The sequence below is a fragment of the Rhizobium sp. L43 genome (genome assembly GCF_002531725.1).
In the GTDB taxonomy this organism is placed as follows: domain Bacteria; phylum Pseudomonadota; class Alphaproteobacteria; order Rhizobiales; family Rhizobiaceae; genus Rhizobium.
Genome location: NZ_NWSQ01000013.1, coordinates 117,622 through 138,678 on the forward strand (window position 1 = coordinate 117,622; position 21,057 = coordinate 138,678).

General features: G+C 61.8%; 21 protein-coding genes. 12 read left to right on the top strand and 9 right to left on the bottom strand.

Translation table 11 applies throughout. The annotated features are described in order from the left end of the window. Positions 1–113 precede the first annotated feature (113 nt). From CO667_RS18540 to CO667_RS18560, 5 genes are all read left to right on the top strand, one after another. Complete coding sequence (locus tag CO667_RS18540; protein WP_097619746.1) at positions 114–2,234, top strand: calcium-binding protein; 2,121 nt, start codon at positions 114–116, stop codon at positions 2,232–2,234. 117 nt (positions 2,235–2,351) lie between these two features. Beyond that, a complete protein-coding gene (locus CO667_RS18545; protein ID WP_097619747.1) occupies positions 2,352–2,654 on the top strand; it encodes a hypothetical protein in 303 nt (100 codons plus the stop codon). 41 nt (positions 2,655–2,695) lie between these two features. Beyond that, a complete protein-coding gene (locus CO667_RS18550) occupies positions 2,696–3,202 on the top strand; it encodes a helix-turn-helix domain-containing protein (RefSeq protein ID WP_097619748.1) in 507 nt (168 codons plus the stop codon). Positions 3,203–3,214: 12 nt separating this feature from the next. After that, entirely contained in the window at positions 3,215–4,480 is a 1,266-nt protein-coding gene (gene fabF / locus CO667_RS18555) for a beta-ketoacyl-ACP synthase II (protein ID WP_097619749.1), read from the top strand. Between the two features lie 80 nt (positions 4,481–4,560). After that, positions 4,561–4,989, top strand: a complete 429-nt coding sequence (locus CO667_RS18560; RefSeq protein ID WP_097619750.1) for a DUF4864 domain-containing protein — start codon at positions 4,561–4,563, stop codon at positions 4,987–4,989. 51 nt (positions 4,990–5,040) lie between these two features. On the opposite strand, the gene tgt is transcribed toward CO667_RS18560, so the two are convergent. The 5 genes from tgt to coaD form a co-directional block, all read right to left on the bottom strand. After that, the gene (tgt, locus tag CO667_RS18565) at positions 5,041–6,171 is read right to left on the bottom strand and encodes a tRNA guanosine(34) transglycosylase Tgt (protein WP_097619751.1); all 1,131 of its coding nucleotides are present in this window, start codon (positions 6,169–6,171) and stop codon (positions 5,041–5,043) included. After that, positions 6,168–7,253 carry a tRNA preQ1(34) S-adenosylmethionine ribosyltransferase-isomerase QueA gene (queA, locus tag CO667_RS18570; RefSeq protein ID WP_097619752.1) on the bottom strand — a complete coding sequence of 362 codons (1,086 nt, stop codon included), beginning with the start codon at positions 7,251–7,253 and terminating at the stop codon, positions 6,168–6,170. Before queA ends, tgt begins: the two co-directional genes overlap by 4 nt. A 69-nt stretch (positions 7,254–7,322) precedes the next feature. After that, positions 7,323–7,832, bottom strand: coding sequence for a peptidylprolyl isomerase (locus CO667_RS18575; protein ID WP_003573154.1), 510 nt, complete (start codon positions 7,830–7,832; stop codon positions 7,323–7,325). Positions 7,833–7,860: 28 nt separating this feature from the next. Next, positions 7,861–8,433, bottom strand: a complete 573-nt coding sequence (locus CO667_RS18580; protein WP_097619753.1) for a peptidylprolyl isomerase — start codon at positions 8,431–8,433, stop codon at positions 7,861–7,863. Positions 8,434–8,507: 74 nt separating this feature from the next. Beyond that, positions 8,508–9,002 (bottom strand): pantetheine-phosphate adenylyltransferase, encoded by a 495-nt coding sequence (coaD, locus tag CO667_RS18585; RefSeq protein ID WP_097619754.1) that lies wholly within the window; start codon positions 9,000–9,002, stop codon positions 8,508–8,510. A 90-nt stretch (positions 9,003–9,092) separates the two neighbouring features. Here coaD and CO667_RS18590 point away from each other — a divergent pair, with 90 nt between their 5' ends. The 3 genes from CO667_RS18590 to CO667_RS36260 all read left to right on the top strand — a co-directional run bounded on the left by CO667_RS18590 (position 9,093) and on the right by CO667_RS36260 (position 9,838). Continuing rightward, positions 9,093–9,380 (top strand): hypothetical protein, encoded by a 288-nt coding sequence (locus CO667_RS18590; RefSeq protein WP_097619755.1) that lies wholly within the window; start codon positions 9,093–9,095, stop codon positions 9,378–9,380. A 131-nt stretch (positions 9,381–9,511) separates the two neighbouring features. Then, on the top strand, positions 9,512–9,667 hold the full coding sequence (locus CO667_RS35440; protein WP_003539654.1) for a hypothetical protein: 156 nt from the start codon (positions 9,512–9,514) through the stop codon (positions 9,665–9,667). A gap of 36 nt (positions 9,668–9,703) precedes the next feature. Next, complete coding sequence (locus tag CO667_RS36260; RefSeq protein WP_280953227.1) at positions 9,704–9,838, top strand: hypothetical protein; 135 nt, start codon at positions 9,704–9,706, stop codon at positions 9,836–9,838. A gap of 147 nt (positions 9,839–9,985) precedes the next feature. Here the strand turns inward: CO667_RS36260 and gyrA are convergent, their stop codons facing one another. Then, entirely contained in the window at positions 9,986–12,799 is a 2,814-nt protein-coding gene (gene gyrA / locus CO667_RS18595) for a DNA gyrase subunit A (protein WP_097619756.1), read from the bottom strand. Positions 12,800–13,035: 236 nt separating this feature from the next. Here gyrA and CO667_RS18600 point away from each other — a divergent pair, with 236 nt between their 5' ends. Then, the gene (locus CO667_RS18600; protein WP_097619757.1) at positions 13,036–13,683 is read left to right on the top strand and encodes a MarC family protein; all 648 of its coding nucleotides are present in this window, start codon (positions 13,036–13,038) and stop codon (positions 13,681–13,683) included. A gap of 21 nt (positions 13,684–13,704) precedes the next feature. On the opposite strand, the gene CO667_RS18605 is transcribed toward CO667_RS18600, so the two are convergent. Both CO667_RS18605 and CO667_RS18610 read right to left on the bottom strand, forming a co-directional pair. After that, the gene (locus CO667_RS18605) at positions 13,705–14,292 is read right to left on the bottom strand and encodes a hypothetical protein (protein ID WP_245433157.1); all 588 of its coding nucleotides are present in this window, start codon (positions 14,290–14,292) and stop codon (positions 13,705–13,707) included. 55 nt (positions 14,293–14,347) lie between these two features. Further along, the gene (locus tag CO667_RS18610; RefSeq protein WP_097619758.1) at positions 14,348–14,851 is read right to left on the bottom strand and encodes a single-stranded DNA-binding protein; all 504 of its coding nucleotides are present in this window, start codon (positions 14,849–14,851) and stop codon (positions 14,348–14,350) included. Positions 14,852–15,135: 284 nt separating this feature from the next. Here CO667_RS18610 and uvrA point away from each other — a divergent pair, with 284 nt between their 5' ends. From uvrA to CO667_RS18625, 3 genes are read left to right on the top strand one after another with little or no spacing between them, the layout of a single operon-like run. After that, a complete protein-coding gene (uvrA, locus tag CO667_RS18615; protein ID WP_097619759.1) occupies positions 15,136–18,057 on the top strand; it encodes an excinuclease ABC subunit UvrA in 2,922 nt (973 codons plus the stop codon). Further along, positions 18,054–18,515: a GNAT family N-acetyltransferase gene (locus CO667_RS18620; RefSeq protein WP_097619760.1), complete on the top strand. Its 462-nt coding sequence runs from the start codon at positions 18,054–18,056 to the stop codon at positions 18,513–18,515. The genes uvrA and CO667_RS18620 overlap by 4 nt, the downstream gene beginning before the upstream one ends. Before the next feature lie 24 nt (positions 18,516–18,539). Then, positions 18,540–19,346, top strand: a complete 807-nt coding sequence (locus CO667_RS18625) for a DUF72 domain-containing protein (RefSeq protein WP_097619761.1) — start codon at positions 18,540–18,542, stop codon at positions 19,344–19,346. 109 nt (positions 19,347–19,455) lie between these two features. On the opposite strand, the gene CO667_RS18630 is transcribed toward CO667_RS18625, so the two are convergent. Further along, on the bottom strand, positions 19,456–20,928 hold the full coding sequence (locus CO667_RS18630) for an NAD(P)H-hydrate dehydratase (protein WP_097619762.1): 1,473 nt from the start codon (positions 20,926–20,928) through the stop codon (positions 19,456–19,458). Between the last annotated feature and the right edge of the window lie 129 nt (positions 20,929–21,057).

Below are 21,057 nucleotides of genomic sequence, written 5' to 3' on the forward strand. Positions count from 1 at the left end.
CATGGTTAACGGGGCGCACTGCGCAGCCATCCTCGTGTATTAAATCGAATTGGCCAGAGCAAATGGGGATCTATTCCCATCGCCAATTCCCTCGTAAACCGGGAGAAAAACTTATGGCTCAAGCCGTTAGAATAAATGATATTATTCGTTCTTTTGGCATTGATACGCATATCGACTACACCGACGGAAAATATTCCAATGTCGGAGAAGTCGTTAAGGCTCTCGATTATCTTGGCCTCGATACGGTTCGCGATCACGCCCCCAACTCCGCTTCCGACCCCAACGGACAAACCCATCTCGGCGATGCTGCCGAAGCCGGTGTGCAATTCGTCTTCAGCGCCCAGCGGGAGGTCGACCCCGCCACCGTGGCCCAGCGGCTGCATGCTTTCGTTGAAACCCATCCCGGCTCGGTCGTCGGCATTGAAGGCCCGAACGAAGTCAACAACTGGCCCGTCAGCTATCACGGACTGAGCGGCCAGGCCGCAGCACTCGCCTATCAGAAGGACCTGTCTGCCGCCGTCAACGCCGATCCCTTGCTGAAGGATATCCCGGTCCTCGGCTTCACCGGATACACGGTTGCTTCCGCTTCCGACTACACGACCATCCATACCTATGCGAAAGATGGCGACCAGCCATATTCATGGCTCTCCCGAGAATCCGGCGTTCAGCGCGCTGCCGATCCGGGCAAGCCGCTGGCGATCACCGAGACCGGTTACCATACCTCGCTGACTGCCGACACCAATGGCGGCTGGGAAGGCGTCAGCGAAGCGACGCAGGCAAAGCTCCTGCTCAATACGCTGATGGACGGCGCGGCACTCGGATCGAAACAAACCTTCCTCTACGAGCTGCTCGACGCCTATTCCGATCCGCAGGGCACCAATCAGGAAAAGCATTTCGGCCTTTTTCGCCTCGACTATTCGGCCAAGCCGGCGGCGACAGCGATCCACAACCTGACCGGAATCCTTGCGGACGACGGCGCTCAGAAGGCAAACTTCAGCGCCGGAACCCTCAACTATTCGATCGACGGCTTGCCATCCTCGGCTCGCAGCCTGCTTACGGAAAAATCGGACGGAAGCTACCAGATCATCATCTGGAACGAGCCCGATATCTGGAACCAATCCACCGACACGGCGATTCAGGCCGCTACGACAGGCGTCAAAGTCAATCTCGGGACCGCGTTCGGTTCTGTTAAGGTCTTCGATCCCTTGACCGGGTCGACGGCGATCAAAAGCCTCAGCAATGTCTCGTCCCTGACGGTTGATGTCGTCGACCATCCCGTTATCATCGAGGTCGCAGGCAGCGGTGGCACGCCGCCGGCAACCGGGCATGTCTATGGCGGTGCGGGCAACGACACATTCACCGTAACCAGCCCCACGCAAATCGTCGACGAAAGCAAGGGCGGCGGGACGGACACCGTCATGTCGTCGATCAGCTTCAGCCTCAAGGATACGGCGCATGCGATCGGAAACATCGAGAATCTCACACTGACCGGCGCCGCCAATATCAACGGCACGGGAAATGCGCTGACCAATGTTCTCGTCGGCAATTCCGGCAATAATATTCTTGACGGCAGCACCGGCGCCGACCGCATGGCGGGGCATGCCGGCAACGATACCTATGTGATCGATAATGCGGGCGATTTTGCCGATGAAACGGGGGCATCCGGCAGGGACAGCGTCAAGGCTGCGACCTCCTTCAGCCTGGCCGATCAAACGCGCACAGCCGGAACGATCGAGAATCTGACCTTGACCGGAACGGCCAATCTCAGCGCTACGGGCAACAACACCGCCAACGTTCTCACAGGCAACGACGGAAGCAACACGATCAACGGCGGCAAAGGCGCCGACCAGCTGACCGGCGGGCTCGGCAACGACAAGCTGATCGGGAAAGCCGGTGCGGACATTCTGACCGGCGGCGGCGGCGCAGATTCCTTCGTCTTCGACGTGAATCCCGACAATCTCAGCGTCGACAAGATCCGGGATTTCTCTTCGGCTGCGGGCGACAAGCTGTTGTTCGACCATACGATTTTCGCCGCACTCAGCCTATCCAAATTTTCGGATGAGAATTTCGTTCTGGGAACGAAAGCGCTCGAGGCCGATGATAGGCTGATCTACGATCAGACCAGCGGCACTCTCTCCTTTGACGCGGATGGAAGTGCCGCGGGCAGCGCAGTCCATGTCGCCGATCTCGACAAGTCTCCCGCACTTCACTTCAGCGATTTCCAGCTTCTCTGATCGGGATAGCGGCCGTTCCGGCCGCTTCCACCAGCTGCGTTCCCGCGCCCCTCTTGCCGCCGCAGATATCCGCCACATTCTTCCGTTGATGCCACTCGAGCAGCAGCGGAGAAGCCTTTGCCCTGGATCGCCTATATCGCCCATTTCATCGCCGCAGCCTTTCTGACGAACGGCATCCCGCATTTCGTCAACGGCGTCAGCGGCCGGCCGTTCCGCATCCCTTTTGCGCCGCGGGCAAAGCTCGGCTCGCCGACAGCCAATGTCGTCTGGGGCTGGGCGAACTTCCTCATCGCCTTCCTACTGTTTGCCAATATCGGGCCGCTCTATATCGGCACGCGTGGTGATACGATCTTCGTCGCCGCCGGCATGTTGGTCACCGGCATCGTCCTTGCTCGGATTTTCGAGGGCGAGTCCCGATAGTAACTTGCATGATGATAGTTACTGGTATAGTGACATCAGCCATGCAGCGAACAAGCTTCAGTCAATTCAAATGCCCGGCGGCGCGCGCCCTCGACAGCGTCGGCGACTGGTGGAGCATCCTGATCCTGCGCGACGCCTTTCAGGGACTGTCGCGCTTCGACGATTTTCAGAAGAGCCTCGGCGTGGCGCCGAATATCCTGACGCGGCGGTTGAAACATCTGACGGATGAAGGGCTGTTCGAACGGCGTCTCTACCATCAGCGCCCTGCCCGCTACGAATATGTGCTGACGGAAAAGGGCCGCGATTTCTTTCCGGTGCTGATGACGCTGTTTTCCTGGGGAAGCCGGCATATTCCGGAAGAGGATCTCGCCTTCCTCTTGGGCGATGCCGCTTCGGGCAAAGAGCGCGAGACAATGCTTGTGGACGCGCGGACCGGCGAAGAAGTGACACCCGAAAATACCAGCCTGCTGGCAGGCCCTGCAGCCGACGACGAGGTGCACGAGCGGATCGCCCGCATGCGCGCCTGGTATCTCGGCATCGACGCCTAAAAGGAGAATAGAATGGACCACATTGTTATCACCGGTATGGGACTTGTCTCGCCACTCGGCACCGGCGTCGAGCCAGCTTGGAAACGTCTCCTCGATGGCGCTTCCGGTCTGACGCTGCTGACGGACGATGTCGTCGGCGAGCTCTCGGCCAAGGTCGGCGGCATCGTTCCCGGTATTGGTGAAGATGCGCAAGCCGGCTTCGATCCCGACCGTTACATCCCGCCCAAGGACCAGAAGAAGATGGACCGCTTCATCCAGTTCGCCATGGCGGCGACGGAGGAAGCGGTCAGACAGGCCGGCTGGATGCCGACCGACGAGGGCGAGCGCGAGCGCACCGCGACGATCATCGCCTCAGGGGTCGGCGGCTTTCCGGCTATCGCCGAAGCGGTGCGGATCGGCGAGGCCCGCGGCGTGCGGCGGCTGTCGCCCTTCACCGTGCCTTCCTTCCTCGTCAATCTCGCCGCCGGCCAGGTCAGTATCCGCTACGGCTTCAAGGGGCCGCTCGGTGCGCCGGTGACGGCCTGTGCGGCCAGCGTCCAGGCGATCGGCGATGCGGCGCGGCTGATCCGCTCCGGCGAAGCCGATGTGGCGATCTGCGGCGGCGCCGAGGCCTGCATCGACAAGGTGAGCCTTGGCGGCTTTGCGGCTGCGCGCGCCCTGTCCACCGGTTTCAACGAGACGCCGGAGCTTGCCTCGCGGCCCTTCGACACGGCACGTGACGGCTTCGTCATGGGCGAAGGCGCCGGCATTCTGGTCATCGAAACACTCGAACACGCGCTTGCCCGTGGCGCCATGCCGCTTGCCGAGCTCGTCGGCTACGGTACGGCGGCGGATGCCTATCATATGACCTCAGGCCCCGAAGACGGCGACGGTGCGCGCCGGGCGATGGAGGCAGCGCTTCGGCAGGCTGAGATTCCCGCCTCCGAGGTTCGGCACCTGAACGCCCATGCAACCTCGACACCGGTCGGCGACAGGGGCGAGATCGCGGCGATCGGCACGGTCTTCGGCCGCAATGGCGGCATTGCCGTCAGCGCGACGAAATCGGCGACCGGCCATCTGCTCGGGGCGGCCGGCGGGCTGGAGGCGATCTTCACCATCCTGGCGCTGCGCGACCAGATCGCGCCGCCGACCCGCAACTTGGATGAGGCCGATCCGGCCGCCGACGGCATCGATATCGTCGGCAAGGCGGCGCGGCCGCTCACCATGGATTATGCCATCACCAACGGTTTCGGCTTCGGTGGGGTGAATGCCAGCGCCCTCTTCCGCCGCTGGTCGTAAAGTCTGCTTTTCTTGCGCTGAAATTCGCTTACACTTCCGCTCTATCGGGGCTCGCTCCCGACGGAGCCGGAGATCAATCCATGCGCGCCTTTCTCGCAGTTCTCATTCTGTGTGCCGCGTCCGCCTTCTCTCCTCTCTCGGCCCGTGCCGAAGATCCGATCGACACGACGCGAACGATGATCGAGGAACAGATCAAGGCCTTCCTCAAGGACGACGCCGAGACCGCCTACTCCTTCGCCGCCCCCGGCATCAAGGCGATGTATCCCGACAAGAACCTGTTCTTCGCCATGGTGAAGAAGAGCTACGAACCGGTTTATCATCCCGGCAACTACGCCTTCGGCCGCAGCCGCTCGATCGACAACGGTGCGCTGATCTATCACGAGGTGCTGATCTCGGGCCGCGACGGCAAGGACTGGACGGCGATCTACCAGATCACCCGCCAGCCGGATGGCAGCTACCGGATCAACGGCGTGCAGATCATGCCGGATGCGGACAGCAAGGGCATCTGATCCCGATCTGATCAAACACCTCGCTGGATCGATCAAACCTTGTTTGATTGGTCAAACCGGTTGGAGATCGCCCCTCGCCCATTCCTCCTGCGTTTCCGCCATGAAATCGGCGAAGCGGCCTTCGGCGATGGCCTTGCGGATGCCTTCCATCAGTTCCTGGTAATAGGCGAGATTGTTCCAGGAGAGCAGCATGCCGCCGAGCGCTTCGTTGGAGCGGACGAGATGGTGCAGATAGGCACGCGAATAATCGCGCGCGGCCGGGCAGTTCGACTGTTCGTCGAGCGGGCGCATATCCTCGGCATGGCGGGCGTTGCGGATGTTGACCTTGCCGCGGCGGGTAAAGGCCAGGCCGTGGCGACCGGAGCGGGTCGGCATGACGCAGTCGAACATGTCGATGCCGCGGGCGACCGATTTCAGGATATCATCCGGCGTGCCCACACCCATGAGGTAGCGCGGCTTTTCCAGAGGCAGCACCGGCAGCGTCGTTTCCAGCATCTGCAGCATGACGTCCTGCGGCTCGCCGACGGCAAGCCCGCCGATGGCATAACCCTTGAGGTCGAGCTGGCTCAGCGCCTGCGCCGAACGGATGCGCAGCGCCGGGATATCGCCGCCCTGGACAATGCCGAACATCGCCTTGCCGGGCTGCTCGCCGAAGGCGACCCGGCAGCGCTCGGCCCAGCGCAGCGACATTTCCATGGCGCGCTCGATCTCCCTCGGCTCGGCCGGCAGCGCCACGCATTCGTCGAGCTGCATCTGGATATCGGAGCCGAGCAGGCCTTGGATTTCGATGGAGCGTTCCGGCGACATATGGTGCAGGCTGCCGTCGACATGCGACTTGAAGGTAACGCCCTGCTCGTCGAGCTTGCGCAGGCCGGACAGCGACATGACCTGGAAGCCGCCGGAATCCGTCAGGATCGGGTGCTCCCAGCGGATCAGCTTGTGCAGGCCGCCGAGGCGGGCGACGCGCTCGGCGGTCGGGCGCAGCATCAGGTGATAGGTATTGCCGAGGATGATGTCGGCGCCGGTTTCGCGCACCTGATCGAGATACATGGCCTTGACAGTGCCGACGGTGCCGACCGGCATGAAGGCCGGGGTGCGGATCTCGCCGCGCGGCATCGAGACTTTGCCGAGGCGGGCGCCGGCATCGGTCTTGTCAAGCGTGAATTGGAAGTTCTCTGTCATTTGGCTTTCCGGAAAAGAAGGCTCGCGTCGCCGTAAGAGTAGAAGCGGTAGCCTGTCGAAATGGCGTGTCTATAGGCCGCTTGCATGGCCTCGAAGCCTGAAAACGCCGACACCAGCATGAACAGCGTCGAGCGTGGCAGGTGGAAATTGGTCATCAGAATGTCGACCGCCTTGAAGCGGTAGCCGGGCGTGATGAAGATGCCCGTGGCGCCGGCCCAAGGCTTGATCTCTCCGCTTTCCCCCACTGCACTCTCGATCAGCCGCAACGAGGTGGTGCCGACGCAGACGATGCGCCCGCCCTTTGCCTTGACGGCGTTCAGCCGGGCAGCGACTTCGGCGCTGACATAGCCGCTTTCCAGATGCATGCGGTGGTCGTCGGTATCGTCGGCCTTCACGGGCAGGAAGGTGCCGGCGCCGACATGCAATGTGACGAAATGGCGTTCAATGCCCGCCTTGTCGAGCGCCTCGAACAGCGCAGGCGTAAAATGCAAGCCGGCGGTCGGCGCGGCAACGGCGCCCTCCTCACGGGCATAGATCGTCTGGTAATCCGCGCGGTCGCGCTCGTCCTCGCGGCGCTTGGCGGCGATATAGGGCGGCAGCGGAATATGGCCGACGGCGGCGATCGCCTCGTCGAGCGCCGGGCCGGAAAGATCGAACAGCAGCGTCACCTCGCCGGCCTCGCCCTTTTCCTCGACGGTGGCATCGAGCGAGCCGAGAAAGCAGCTTTCGCCGGAATGGCCGAAGGCGATGCGATCACCCTGCTTGATGCGTTTGCCGGGCTTGGCAAACGCCTTCCAGCGGCTGGGGCCGACGCGCATGTGCAGCGTTGCCGATACCTGCTGGCCGCCGGCGCCGTCGCGATGACGGATGCCTTCGAGCTGGGCCGGGATGACCTTGGTATCGTTGAAGACCAGTGCATCACCCGCCCGCAGGAAGGACGGCAGGTCGCTGACGGTGTGATCCGAAAGGCTGTTTCCCGCATTGGGATCGACGACGAGCAGGCGCGCACTGTCGCGCGGCTCGGCGGGCCGCAGCGCGATGCGTTCATCGGGCAAATCGAAATCGAAAAGGTCTACGCGCATAAGGGCACTTTCAAAGCGAAACCCGCCCTCGCGCAGTCACGCAAGGGCGGGTGTCAGCAGAAATCACAATCAGACGTCGGCGGCAACCCGCATCGAGACGATCGAGTCCGGATCGGAAACCGGCTCGCCGCGCTTGATCTTGTCGACGTTGTCCATGCCTTCGATGACCTGGCCCCAGACCGAATACTGCTTGTTCAGCCAGGGCGCGTCGGTGAAGCAGATGAAGAACTGCGAATTGGCCGAGTTCGGGTTCTGCGAGCGAGCCATCGAGCAGGTGCCGCGCGTATGCGTCGTCGCCGAGAATTCGGCCTTCAGATCCGGCTTCGAAGAGCCGCCCATGCCGGCGCGGCCGGGATTGAAAGTTTCCGAACCCTTCTTGCCGAATTCGACATCGCCCGTCTGGGCCATGAAATCCTGAATGACGCGGTGGAAGACGACGCCGTCATAGGCCTTCTCGCGGGCGAGTTCCTTGATGCGGGCGACATGCTCGGGGGCAACCTGCGGCAGAAGCTGAATGACAACCTTGCCCTTGGTGGTTTCCAGAATGATGGTGTTTTCCGGATCCTTGATCTCGGCCATTGTCTTCTCCTCTTGTTTCTCTCGTAACTTACTTCTTGCCCAGGGTGACCTTGATCATCCGGTCGGGACTTTTGACTTCGCCGTTCTGGCCTTCGCCGCGCATGATCTTGTCGACATTCTCCATGCCGGACACGACCTTGCCGACGACGGTGTACTGGCCGTTCAGGAAGGAACCGTCGGCGAACATGATGAAGAACTGCGAATTGGCGGAATTCGGATCCTGCGAACGGGCCATGCCGACCGTGCCGCGCACGAACGGGGTCTTGGAGAATTCAGCCGGAATATCCGGCAGATCCGAGGAGCCGGTGCCGGCCAGGCTCGCATCGAAGCCCTTTTCCATGTTGCCGTATTTGACATCGCCGGTCTGGGCCATGAAACCCTCGATGACGCGGTGGAAGGCGACGTTGTCGTATTCGCCCTTCTTGGCCAGCGCCTCGATCTGGGCGACATGCTTCGGCGCCACCTCAGGCATCAGCTGGATGACGACGGGGCCGTCCTTCAGCTGAATGGTGAGATAATGATCGGCCGACTGGGCGAAGGCATCCCCGGCGAAGGAGGCGAGATACAACACGCCGGCAAATGCGAGATAAAAGAGTTTCATATGGGCTCCATTGCGGCGGGTTCCGCCTGGTCTTTGCGCTTGCTGGTCTTTGTGCCTGCAAGTCTTTGTACTTGTTAGTTTTGGCGCTTGGATGTGAGGGCTTGCAAGACGGCGGCCGGCACGAAAGCGCTGACATCGCCGCCCATGGCGGCGATCTGGCGGACCAATGTGGCGGTAATGGGCCGAGAGGCCGTGCCCGCCGGCAAAAAGATGGTCTGGATATCGGGCGCCATCGTCCTGTTCATGCCGGCCATCTGCATTTCATAATCAAGATCGGTGCCGTCGCGAAGACCGCGGATCAAAAGCGTGGCGCCATGGGTGCGGGCGGCATCGACGACCAGATTATCGAAGGCGACGACTGATATATCGCCGACCTTGCCGGGCAGCGCTTCAGCCAGCGAATGGCGGATCAGCTCGGCTCTCTCTTCGAAGGAAAACAGCGGCGCCTTGCCGGGATGGATGCCGATCGCGACGATCACCTTTTCGGCGACGTTCAGCGCCTGGACCAGAACATCCACATGCCCGTTGGTGATCGGGTCGAAAGACCCCGGATAAAAAGCTGTCGTCATCTGGCCCGACCGTTGGTTTGACGCCTTTTGTCACGGATACCGCCTTGCCGCAAGTGATTTGGCCAATCGTCCCGGACGGTTGAACGCCGGATGAATGGCCCGTTCAAGGCGGTTTCAGACAGGATCTGCTTAACTCAAATCATCAACGCAGCCGATGCCATTCCGGCATCCGGCGCTCCCCGAAAGACCAGATCCATGCTGATCGTGCTCGTTGCACTTGCCGTCGTTTCCTCCCTTGCCGCCGAGATGGCCTATGGCTATTTCGCCGATCGCTACGAGGTGAGCTGGGTGCGGCCGGAGCTTGTCGAGCATGCGGCCATCGTGCGCGCTCAAGGCCGGCTGCGCGAAAACCGAGCTTCGAATCTGAACGCCAGATGAACGAGATATTCAAGGAGGCTTCAGATCGGCGTTGGTAAACACCCCCTCAACATCCGGCGGAACCATTTTAAAACGGATGCGTTCATTCAACCGACCCATAGATGCGATTAGCGCGGCAGGAAGGACTACAAATGCCCGGCAAGATTACGATGATTAACGTGCTCTGGATGGTAATGGTCACGGGCATGCTGACCGCAACTGTCGCTCTCTATGATCAGAAGGTCGATACCTCAAAGGTTTATGGTCCCTATGCTTCGGCCCGGACGGCCGTACTGGGCCAGTACTGAGGGGCGAAAACGCAACTCCCCAGGAAAGGAATGCCTATGTTCACGATCTTGACAGTGCTCACGGCCCTTATCAGCGTCATGTTCATCGTGTCCGTAACCTCGACGATCGCAGCGCTCCGGCGCGAAGGCGAAGAGGTGAAGGCACTGAATGAAAAACATAGAGCGTTCTGACGTTCCTTTCTCACGACCCCTGAGCGGCACCCTTCCGTCGCCAGGGACATTCAAAGCCGGATGCACGAAGCGTCCGGCTTTTTCTTTGGATTGAGCTGTCCTCGGGTTTAAAAAGAAAGGGCGGCCCGAAGCCGCCCTTTCATTTAATCATTCCTCGGTGGACCCGGCCGGATCACCATCGGCAATCGGGCCGTCGCCGGTCGCACCTTCGTCGGCAGCTGTGGCGCCCTCGACAGCCTCCTCGGTCTCGTCCTCCTCCGGCTCGCTGATGCGCTCGACCGAGACGACCTTTTCGTCCTTGTGCGTCGAGAAGATGGTGACGCCCTTGGTGGCGCGGCTGGCGATGCGGATGCCGCCGACCGGCACACGGATCAGCTGGCCGCCATCGGAAACCAGCATGATCTGGTCGCCGTCATCGACGGGGAAGGCCGCGACCAGTTCGCCGATCTCGCCGGTTTTCGACGTGTCGGTGGCGCGGATGCCCTTGCCGCCGCGGCCGGAGATGCGGAAATCGTACGACGACGAACGCTTGCCGAAGCCCTTTTCCGAGACTGTCAGCACGAATTGTTCGCGTGCCCTCAGCACTTCGTAACGCTCGTCGGAGAGCTGTCCCTCTTCGGTGACTTCTTCACCAACCAGCGCGATGTCCTCTTCATCAACGCCCGTCGCCCGACGTTCTGTGGCGGAGCGCTTGAGATAGGCGGCGCGCTCCCACGGCTCGGCGTCGACATGACCGACGATCGTCATCGAGATGATGCGGTCGCCATCGCCGAGATTGATGCCGCGCACGCCGATCGAGTTGCGGCCGGCAAAGACGCGGACGTCGTCGACGGAGAAGCGGATGCACTGGCCGAGCGCAGTCGTCAGCAGCACGTCGTCGTTCTCGGTGCAGGTCTCGACGGAGAGGATTTCGTCGCCCTCCTCCTCGAGCTTCATGGCGATCTTACCGTTGCGGTTGACCTGGACGAAGTCCGACAGCTTGTTGCGGCGAACCGTGCCGCGCGTCGTCGAGAACATGACGTCGAGATTATCCCAGCTCGCCTCGTCCTCTGGCAGAGGCAGGATGGTGGTGATGCGCTCGCCGGGTGCGAGCGGCAGCATGTTGATCAGCGCCTTACCGCGCGAGGTCGGCGTGCCGATCGGCAGGCGCCAGACCTTCTCCTTGTAGACGATGCCGCGCGAGGAGAAGAACAGTACCGGCGTATGGGTATTGACCACGAATAGCCGGCTAACAAAATCCTCGTCGCGGGTGGTCATGCCGGAACGGCCCTTACCGCCGCGGCGCTGGGCGCGGTAGGTGGTCAGCGGCACGCGCTTGATGTAACCAAGATGCGAGACGGTGACGACCATGTCCTCGCGGGCGATCAGATCCTCGTCGTCCATTTCGAGGCCGCCATCGACGATCTCGGTGCGGCGCGGCGTGCCGAATTCGTCGCGGACGGCGATGAGTTCGTCCTTGACGATGGTCTGGATGCGGACGCGGGAGGAGAGAATGTCGAGGTAATCCTTGATCTCTTCGCCGATTTTGTTGAGCTCATCGCCGATTTCGTCGCGGCCGAGCGCCGTCAGGCGGGCAAGGCGCAGTTCGAGGATGGCGCGGGCCTGCTCTTCGGAGAGATTGTAGGTCAGGTCCTCGTTGATGCGGTGGCGCGGATCGTCGATCAGACGGATCAGGCTCTCGACATCTTCGGCCGGCCAGCGGCGGGTCATCAGCTCTTCGCGGGCCGACTGCGGATCGGGTGCCTGGCGGATGACGCGGATGACTTCATCGATATTGGCGACGGCAATGGCGAGACCAACCAACACATGGGCACGGTCACGCGCCTTGCGCAGCAGGAATTTCGTTCTCCGGCTAACGACTTCCTCGCGGAAAGAGACGAAAGCGCGCAGCATGTCGAGCAGCGCCAGCTGCTCGGGCTTGCCGCCGTTCAGCGCCACCATGTTGCAGCCGAAGGAGGTCTGCAGCGGCGTATAACGATAGAGCTGATTGAGGATGACCTCGGCATTGGCGTCGCGCTTCAGCTCGACGACGACGCGGTAACCCTGGCGATCGGATTCGTCGCGCAGATCGGAAATGCCTTCAATGCGCTTGTCGCGCACCAGCTCGGCCATCTTCTCGATCATCGTCGCCTTGTTCACCTGGTAGGGAATCTCGGTGATGATGATCTGCTCGCGGTCGCCGCGCATCGGCTCGATGGCGGCGACGCCGCGCATGATGACCGAACCGCGGCCGGTCTCGTAAGCCGAGCGGATGCCGGCACGGCCGAGAATCTTCGCTCCTGTCGGGAAGTCGGGGCCGGGAATGATCTGCATCAGTTCCGGCAGCTCGATGGCCGGATCGTTGATCAGCGCAATGCAGCCGTCGATCACTTCGGAGAGATTGTGCGGCGGAATGTTGGTCGCCATGCCGACGGCAATGCCGCCGGCGCCGTTGACGAGCAGGTTCGGGAACTTGGCGGGCACCACGACCGGCTCGGAGAGCGTGCCGTCGTAGTTGTCGCGGAAATCGACGGTTTCCTTATCGAGATCGTCGAGCAGCGAATGGGCAGCCTTTTCGAGACGGCATTCGGTGTAACGTTCGGCCGCCGGCGGATCGCCATCGACCGAGCCGAAATTGCCCTGGCCGTCGATCAGCGGCAGCCGCAGCGACCAAGGCTGGGCCATGCGGGCGAGCGCATCATAGATCGCGGTATTGCCGTGCGGGTGGTATTTACCCATCACGTCACCGGTGACGCGGGCGCATTTGACGTATTTCTTGTTCCAGTCGATGCCGAGCTCGGACATGCCGTAGAGGATGCGCCGGTGCACGGGCTTCAGGCCGTCGCGCACGTCGGGCAGCGCACGGCTGACGATGACGCTCATGGCGTAATCGAGATACGACCGCTGCATTTCCTCCATGATGGAGATGGGCTCGATGCCTGGCGGGAGCTTCCCGCCGCCGGGGGGTGTTTGCTCAGTCAAAACAGATCACGATCTCTTCTAGAATCACTTGAAGATTTATAGCGGAAAGCCTGTTCCCGCGCCAATTTATGAGCGCGTTTTGAACAGGCTTTTGCGGCTTAAAGAGGGTAAAACATACAAGATGCGCGGCCTGAGCGGACAAATCCGTCGCGGGCGGCCGCGGGATATTTGCCAAATCGGAATCCCCGCTTCACAATCATAAAAACCACGCGACCATATGGGGTTTCGGAGAGACGATGGCAAGCGCCGACCAATTGATCAACGCGTTCACGACGCTGCTCGTCACCATCGATCCGCCGGGGCTCGCACCGATCTTCCTGGGGCTGACGGCGGGCATGAGCCGGGCCGAGCGCACGCAGGTGGCGCTGCGCGGCTCGACCATCGCCTTCATCATCCTCGCCGTCTTCGCCCTGTTCGGCGCCGGCGTGCTCGGCGTGCTTGGGATCTCGATCGGCGCCTTCCGCATCGCCGGCGGGCTGCTGCTCTTCTGGATCGCCTTCGAGATGGTGTTCGAGAGGCGGCAGGAACGCAAGGAGAAGGCCACCGAGGCGGCCGTCACCAAGGATCATATCGAGAATATCGCCGTCTTTCCCCTCGCCTTGCCGCTGATTGCCGGTCCGGGTGCGATCTCGGCGACGATCCTTCTAGCCGGGACGCTGGCGACCTCAGTCGGAAAAGCGCAGCTGATCGCCGTCATCGCCGCCAATCTATTGCTGACACTGCTGATGCTGCTGATCGCCGACAGGCTCGACCGTTTCCTCGGCGTCACCGGCCGTGCGATCCTGACTCGCCTCCTCGGCGTCATCCTCGCTGCCCTTGCGGTGCAATTCGTCGTCGACGGCGCGAAAGCGGCGCTCAATCTCATCAGCGCGACGCCGCATTGAAAACCTGGAACGTCTTCCAAGCTAAATTGCGAGAAGCGCGTACGCCTCCTCCGGCGTTTCAGGTACCCGCTCCATGACCAAGGCGCGCACGACAGCTCTCGTCAACTTGCGAAAAATGTCTATCGATGAACCTACATCCGAATGTGCCATACGATCGAACGAGAGAATTCCAAAACTGGGTGCGCCTTCACGAAGATCCTCTATCCCCTTGAAAAGGCCCGGCATGTATTCTGCCGCAAATCCGCTAAGCACTTTGTCATAACGTGGAGCAAGTGATAGGAACCAACTCTCTCCTTCAGTAGGTTCAATTGGGACATTCACCCGCAGACCTTGCGCCTTGATGGACTGATCGAAGGTTGCTGACAACAGGCCATATACGGTCATGCCCCCAACGGGCCGAGCTATCTCCACAGCCACGCTTTTCCGACGAGGCGTGCCCTCTCCGCTGGCGAAAACTTTACTCTCCCACAGATGGCATCGAGTTGCTTCGATTGATGGCGGTGCCTCGTCCAACCAAAGCCGGAGGCTCGCTCCAGTGGCTTTCGTAAAGGCGTGGCAACTCATCCGGAAATTCCCCAAGAACGGCGCGAGATCAAAGAAAAAGAGCATGACGCCGTCAAAGGCATCATGCTCTCAGGTCTTTCAAGCTCCAAAAGGCGGTTGATCAGAACGGGATGTCGTCGTCGAGATCGCGCGAGAAGTTGCCGCCGCCACCGCCACGGCTTGGCGATGAAGAGGGAGCCGGGGCGCCGTAGTCGTCGCCATAATCATTGTTGCTGCCGCCGCCACGGCCGCCGCTCGCCCCGCCGCCATCGCCGCGGCCGTCGAGCATGGTCAGCGTCGAGCTGAAGCCCTGCAGCACCACCTCCGTCGAATAGCGGTCCTGACCCTGCTGGTCCTGCCACTTGCGGGTCTGCAGCTGGCCTTCGATATAGAGCTTGGCGCCCTTCTTCACATATTGCTCGACGACCTTGCAGAGGCCCTCGTTGAAGACGACGACAGTGTGCCATTCGGTCTTTTCACGGCGCTCGCCGGAATTTCGGTCGCGCCAGGTCTCCGAGGTCGCGATACGAAGATTGGCGATCGGCCGGCCATCCTGAGTACGGCGGATTTCGGGGTCTGCACCCACGTTTCCAACCAGAATTACCTTATTCACGCTACCAGCCATGCTTCTCACCCTGCCTGCCGCCCTGCCCGGCGGCGTTTCAATCGATCGGCGCACCTTAAACCATCACGGACCGCCGATGCGCATGGGCGGCATTTAATCCACATGTTTATCCATCAGAAAGCCGCATGCATCCATCAGGAATTTTGTTCTTTATTTGTTCTAGTTTATCCGTATGATCCTGTCAACAGAATCGAAAACCTTCAGTGTTGCCGACATTCAGCCTCGACTCGCCGGTCGGCATCACTAAATAAGGGCTGTTATCCCAAAGGACCAAAGCTGAGACGATGAGCGAACTGAAGACGATCTCCATCCGCGGCGCGCGCGAGCACAATCTCAAGGGCATCGATCTCGATCTGCCGCGCAACAAGCTGATCGTCATGACCGGGCTTTCGGGCTCCGGCAAATCCTCGCTTGCTTTCGACACGATCTATGCCGAGGGCCAGCGCCGTTATGTCGAGAGCCTGTCGGCCTATGCCCGGCAGTTCCTCGAAATGATGCAGAAGCCCGATGTCGACCAGATCGACGGACTGTCGCCGGCGATCTCGATCGAGCAGAAGACCACGTCGCGCAACCCGCGCTCGACGGTCGGCACCGTCACCGAGATCTACGACTACATGCGCCTGCTCTTTGCCCGCGTCGGCGTTCCCTATTCGCCGGCGACCGGCCTGCCGATCGAGAGCCAGACGGTCAGCCAGATGGTCGACCGCGTCCTCGATTTCGGCGAAGACACCCGTCTTTATATTCTCGCGCCGCTCGTGCGCGGCCGCAAGGGCGAATACAAGAAGGAACTCGCCGAGCTGATGAAGAAGGGCTTCCAGCGCGTCAAGGTCGACGGGCAGTTCTACGAGATCGCCGAGGCGCCAGTGCTCGACAAGAAATACAAGCACGATATCGACGTGGTGGTCGACCGCATCGTCGTGCGCTCGGATGTCTCGGCCCGCCTGGCGGACAGCCTGGAAACCTGTCTGAAGCTCGCCGACGGGCTGGCGATCGCCGAATTCGCCGACAAACCGCTGCCGCCGGAAGAGACGTCGGCCGGTGGCTCGGCCAACAAGTCGCTGAACGAGACGCATGAGCGCGTACTGTTTTCGGAGAAATTTGCCTGCCCGGTTTCCGGCTTCACCATACCCGAGATCGAGCCGCGGCTGTTTTCCTTCAACAATCCCTTCGGCGCCTGCCCGACCTGCGACGGCCTAGGCGCCCAGCAGAAGATCGATCCGGATCTGATCGTGCCCGAGCCCGAGCGGACTCTGCGCGACGGAGCGATCGCGCCCTGGGCGAAGTCGACCTCGCCCTATTACAATCAGACACTGGAAGCGCTCGGCAAACATTACGGCTTCAAGCTCGGAACCCGCTGGAACGATCTGTCCGACGAGGCCAAGGACGTCATCCTCAACGGCACCGACGACAAGATCGAATTCCACTACGCCGACGGCGCCCGTTCCTATACGACCCAGAAGAATTTCGAAGGCATCATCACCAATCTCGAGCGCCGCTGGAAGGAGACGGATTCCGCCTGGGCGCGCGAGGATATCGAGCGTTTCATGTCGGCCGCTCCCTGCCCTTCCTGCAGCGGCTTCCGCCTGAAGCCGGAGGCCTTGGCGGTGAAGATCGACACGCTGCATATCGGTGAAGTCACGGGTATGTCGATCCGCGTCGCCCGCGACTGGTTCGAGACGCTGCCGGCCAGCTTCAACGCCAAGCAGAACGAGATTGCGGTGCGCATCCTCAAGGAAATCCGCGACCGGCTGCGCTTCCTCAACGATGTCGGCCTGGAATATCTCAGCCTGTCGCGCAATTCCGGCACGCTGTCGGGCGGCGAAAGCCAGCGCATCCGGCTTGCCTCGCAGATCGGTTCGGGGCTGACCGGCGTGCTCTATGTGCTCGACGAGCCGTCGATCGGCCTGCATCAGCGCGACAATGCGCGGCTGCTCGACACGCTGAAACACCTGCGCGACATCGGCAACACGGTCATCGTCGTCGAACATGACGAGGATGCGATCATGACGGCCGACGACGTGGTCGATATCGGCCCGGCCGCCGGCATTCACGGCGGCCAGGTCATCGCCCACGGCACGCCGCAGGATATCATGGACAATCCGCAGTCGCTGACCGGCAAATACCTGTCGGGCGAACTCGGCGTGCCCGTTCCCCATGAGCGCCGCAAGCAGAAGAAGGGCCGCGAGATCAAGGTGGTCGGCGCACGCGGCAACAATCTGAAGAATGTCACGGCGTCGATCCCGCTCGGCGTGTTCACGGCGGTGACCGGCGTTTCCGGCGGCGGCAAATCCACCTTCCTGATCGAGACGCTGTATAAATCGGCAGCGCGCCGTGTCATGGGCGCGCGTGAAAACCCGGCCGATCACGACCGTATCGACGGCTTCGAGCATATCGACAAGGTGATCGACATCGATCAATCGCCGATCGGCCGCACGCCACGCTCGAACCCGGCGACCTATACCGGCGCATTCACGCCGATCCGCGACTGGTTCGCCGGCCTGCCGGAAGCCAAGGCGCGCGGCTACCAGCCGGGCCGCTTCTCGTTCAACGTCAAGGGCGGGCGCTGCGAGGCCTGCCAGGGCGACGGCGTCATCAAGATCGAGATGCACTTCCTGCCCGATGTCTATGTCACCTGCGACGTCTGCCACGGCAAGCGCTATAACAGAGAGACGCTCGACGTCACCTTCAAGCAGAAGTCGATCGCCGACGTGCTCGACATGACAGTGGAGGAAGGCGTCGATTTCTTCGCGGCGGTGCCTGCCGTGCGCGACAAGCTACAGTCGCTGAAGGATGTCGGCCTCGGTTATATCAAGGTCGGCCAGCAGGCGAATACGCTCTCGGGCGGCGAGGCGCAGCGCGTCAAGCTCGCCAAGGAGCTGTCGAAACGGTCGACGGGACGCACGCTCTATATTCTCGATGAACCGACGACCGGCCTGCATTTCCACGACGTCGCCAAGCTGCTCGAAATGCTGCACGAACTGGTCAACCAGGGCAATTCGGTGGTGGTGATCGAGCACAATCTCGAAGTCATCAAGACGGCCGACTGGGTGCTCGATTTCGGCCCCGAGGGCGGTGACGGCGGCGGCGAGATCGTGGCTGTCGGCACGCCTGAAGCGATCGTCAAGGAGAAGCGCTCCTATACCGGCCATTTCCTCAAGGAATTGTTGGAGCGGCGGCCGGCGAAGAAGGCGGTTGCGGCGGAATGACGATGAGGCCAGCGTCGCCCGATGATCTGCAAACGATCGCGACGCTGACGGCAGCCGCCTATCGGCCCTATACCGAACTCTTCGGCGCTCCGCCGATCCCGGTGACGGAGGATTACGTGTCGCGCATCGAACGCGGCGAGGTCTGGCTGCGCGAGATCGGTGGTGAAACGGCCGGCCTCTTGGTCATCGAGAAGCATTCCGATCACTTGATGCTGTTCAGCATCGCGGTCTCGCCGGCCGTTCAGGGCGACGGACATGGGCTCTCGATGCTGCACTGGCTGGAAGGCAAGGCGCGGGAATGGGCAGTGGCGGAAATCCGGCTCTATACGAATGCGCTTATGGAGCGGAACATCGCGCTCTATCGCGCCTTCGGCTTTCAGGAAACGGGTCGCCGGCCGAACCCTTGTCGGCCAGGATGGACGCTCGTCGACATGGTGAAAGAGATCGATGCAGCCTGAGCGGCTGCCAATGGGGAGGACGACATGACGAAATCCGGCACTATCCGCACCGGCATCGGCGGCTGGACCTTCGAGCCCTGGCGCGGGCATTTCTTTCCCGATGACCTGAAACAGAAGGACGAGCTGAATTATGCCAGCCGCCAGTTGAAGGTGATCGAGGTCAACGGCACCTATTACAGCACGCAAAAGCCGGCGGTCTTCGCCAAATGGGCAGCCGATGTGCCCGACGGATTCATCTTCTCGCTGAAGGCGACGCGTTTCGTCACCAATCGGCGGGTGCTTGCCGAAGCCGGTGAATCGATGGAGCGCTTCCTGACATCAGGCATCAGTGAGCTCGGCGATCATCTCGGGCCGCTGCTCTGGCAGTTCGCGCCGACCAAGAAGTTCGACCCGGACGATTTCGAGGCCTTCCTGAAGCTGCTGCCGGCAAAACAGGATGGGCTGGCGCTCCGCCACGTGGTGGAGGTACGGCACGATTCCTTCAAGGTGCCGGAATTCGTGGCGCTGCTGGCGAAATACGGCGTGGCGCCGGTTTGTGCCGAGCATTTCGAATATCCGATGATTGCCGACGTCACGGCCGATTTCGTCTATGCCAGGCTGCAGAAGGGCTCGGACGATATTGCGACCTGCTATCCCGACGAGGACCTGAAGGCCTGGGCAAACCGGCTTGAGACCTGGGCGGAAGGCAAGATCCCCGACGACCTGCCGCTGATCGATGCTGACCGCAAGGTCAAGTCCGAGCCGCGCGACGTCTTCGCCTTCATGATCCATGAGGGCAAGGTCAATGCGCCGCATGGCGCAATCGCCCTGCAGCAGGCGCTGGCGAAATAGGCCGGGCAGAGGCTAGCGCCAAAGGCTGATGCATCGGGCGGCCCGAAGCTGAAGCATCGGCGGCGCTAAGCCAAAGCATCGGGAGCCCGAAGCTGATGCATCGGGCGGGTTAAAGAGGTAAGACGTGGGTGGCGAGGTCTTCCGCCGTCAGGCCTTTGCCGGCGCGATGGCCGGCCTCTCCGTGCAGCCAGACGCCGGCGGCGGCGGCCTCGAAGGCCGGCAGGCCTTGGGCAAGCAATCCACCGATAATGCCGGCGAGCACATCCCCGGAACCGGCGGTGGCAAGCCAGACGGGAGCGTTGGTATTGATCAGCGCCCGTCCATCAGGCGCAGCAATGACGGTATCGGCGCCTTTATAGACGATCGCAGCATTGGCGCGACGGGCGGCGGCCACTGCCTTGTCCACCTTGCCGAGCGCATCGTCGCCGCCGATATCGGGAAAGAGCCGCACGAATTCGCCCTCATGCGGCGTCAGCACCAGACGCGGCTTTCCCCGGAAAAGATCAAACAACTGCTGCGGATCGTCCTTGAACGAGGAGATGCCGTCGGCATCGAGCACAAGATGGCGCTCGGCAAGGGCGGTGACGAAGCCGCGCGCCCTGGCGCCGATGCCAAAACCGGGACCGAGGACGAATGTCTGCAGCCGCCGGTCCGAGAGCCAGTTTTCGAGCTCCGCCTCGTCGTCGATCGCATGCAGCATGACGGCGGTGAGATGCGCGGCATTGGCGGCCATTGCCGCATGCGGGGCGGCGATCGTCACCAGGCCGGCGCCGGCCTTCAGGCCCGATATCGCCGACATCCGTGCAGCCCCCGTCTTGTCGGCCGCGCCTGAGAAGACCACCAGATGGCCGCGCTTGTATTTGTGGGTCTCCAGCTGCTCGGCCGGCAGCACGCTCGTCCAGGCATCCGGCCTGTTCTCGGCGATGCTACTGCCTGCCGCGGCCCTGACGAAGCGGGCGGGAATGCCGATATCGAAGACTTCCAGTTCGCCGCAAAGCTGCCTGCCCGGCATCAGCAGATGCCCGGGCTTGCGCGTCATGAAGGTGATGGTGTTCTGCGCCCTGAAGGCGGCACCCAGCACCTTGCCGGTGCGGCCATCGAGACCGGAGGGCAGATCGATTGAAAGCACCGGGATACCGGCCTCGGTGACGCGCTCGATCAGCGCGCGGACATCGGCCGGCACCTCGCGGGCGAGCCCGGCGCCGAACAGGCCATCGATGACGACGTCGCCGGTTTCGTGCTGGTAGAGGTGGAGCCCTTGTCCCCGGAGCGCGCAGCCGCCACGGGCGCGGGCGGCATCGCCCTTCAGCCTTGAGGGATCGCCGAGATGGAAGAGCGCCACCGTCGCCCCGCCCTCCTGCAGATGCCTTGCCGCGACATAGGCGTCGCCGCCATTGTTGCCGGGACCGCAGAGCAGGACGAAACGCAGCGCATCCGGATGAAGCCGCAGCGCGGCCGCTGCGGCCGCAGCCCCCGCCCTCTCCATCAGGCCGAAGGAATCGATACCGGATGCGGCAGCAGCCGCATCGACGGCGGCCATTTCGGCAGGCGTCAGAAGAAGGTCGAACAGATGTTGGCTCATTGCCCCATTCAATTCAATAAACGCCCAAAAAACAACCGCCTGAGACGGCAAAGAAAAGGGCTTTATTTGTGCATTTGCCTATCTTTTAATCTCAGCTCAATGTGTTTACGGAGTTGCTGATATTCCAGA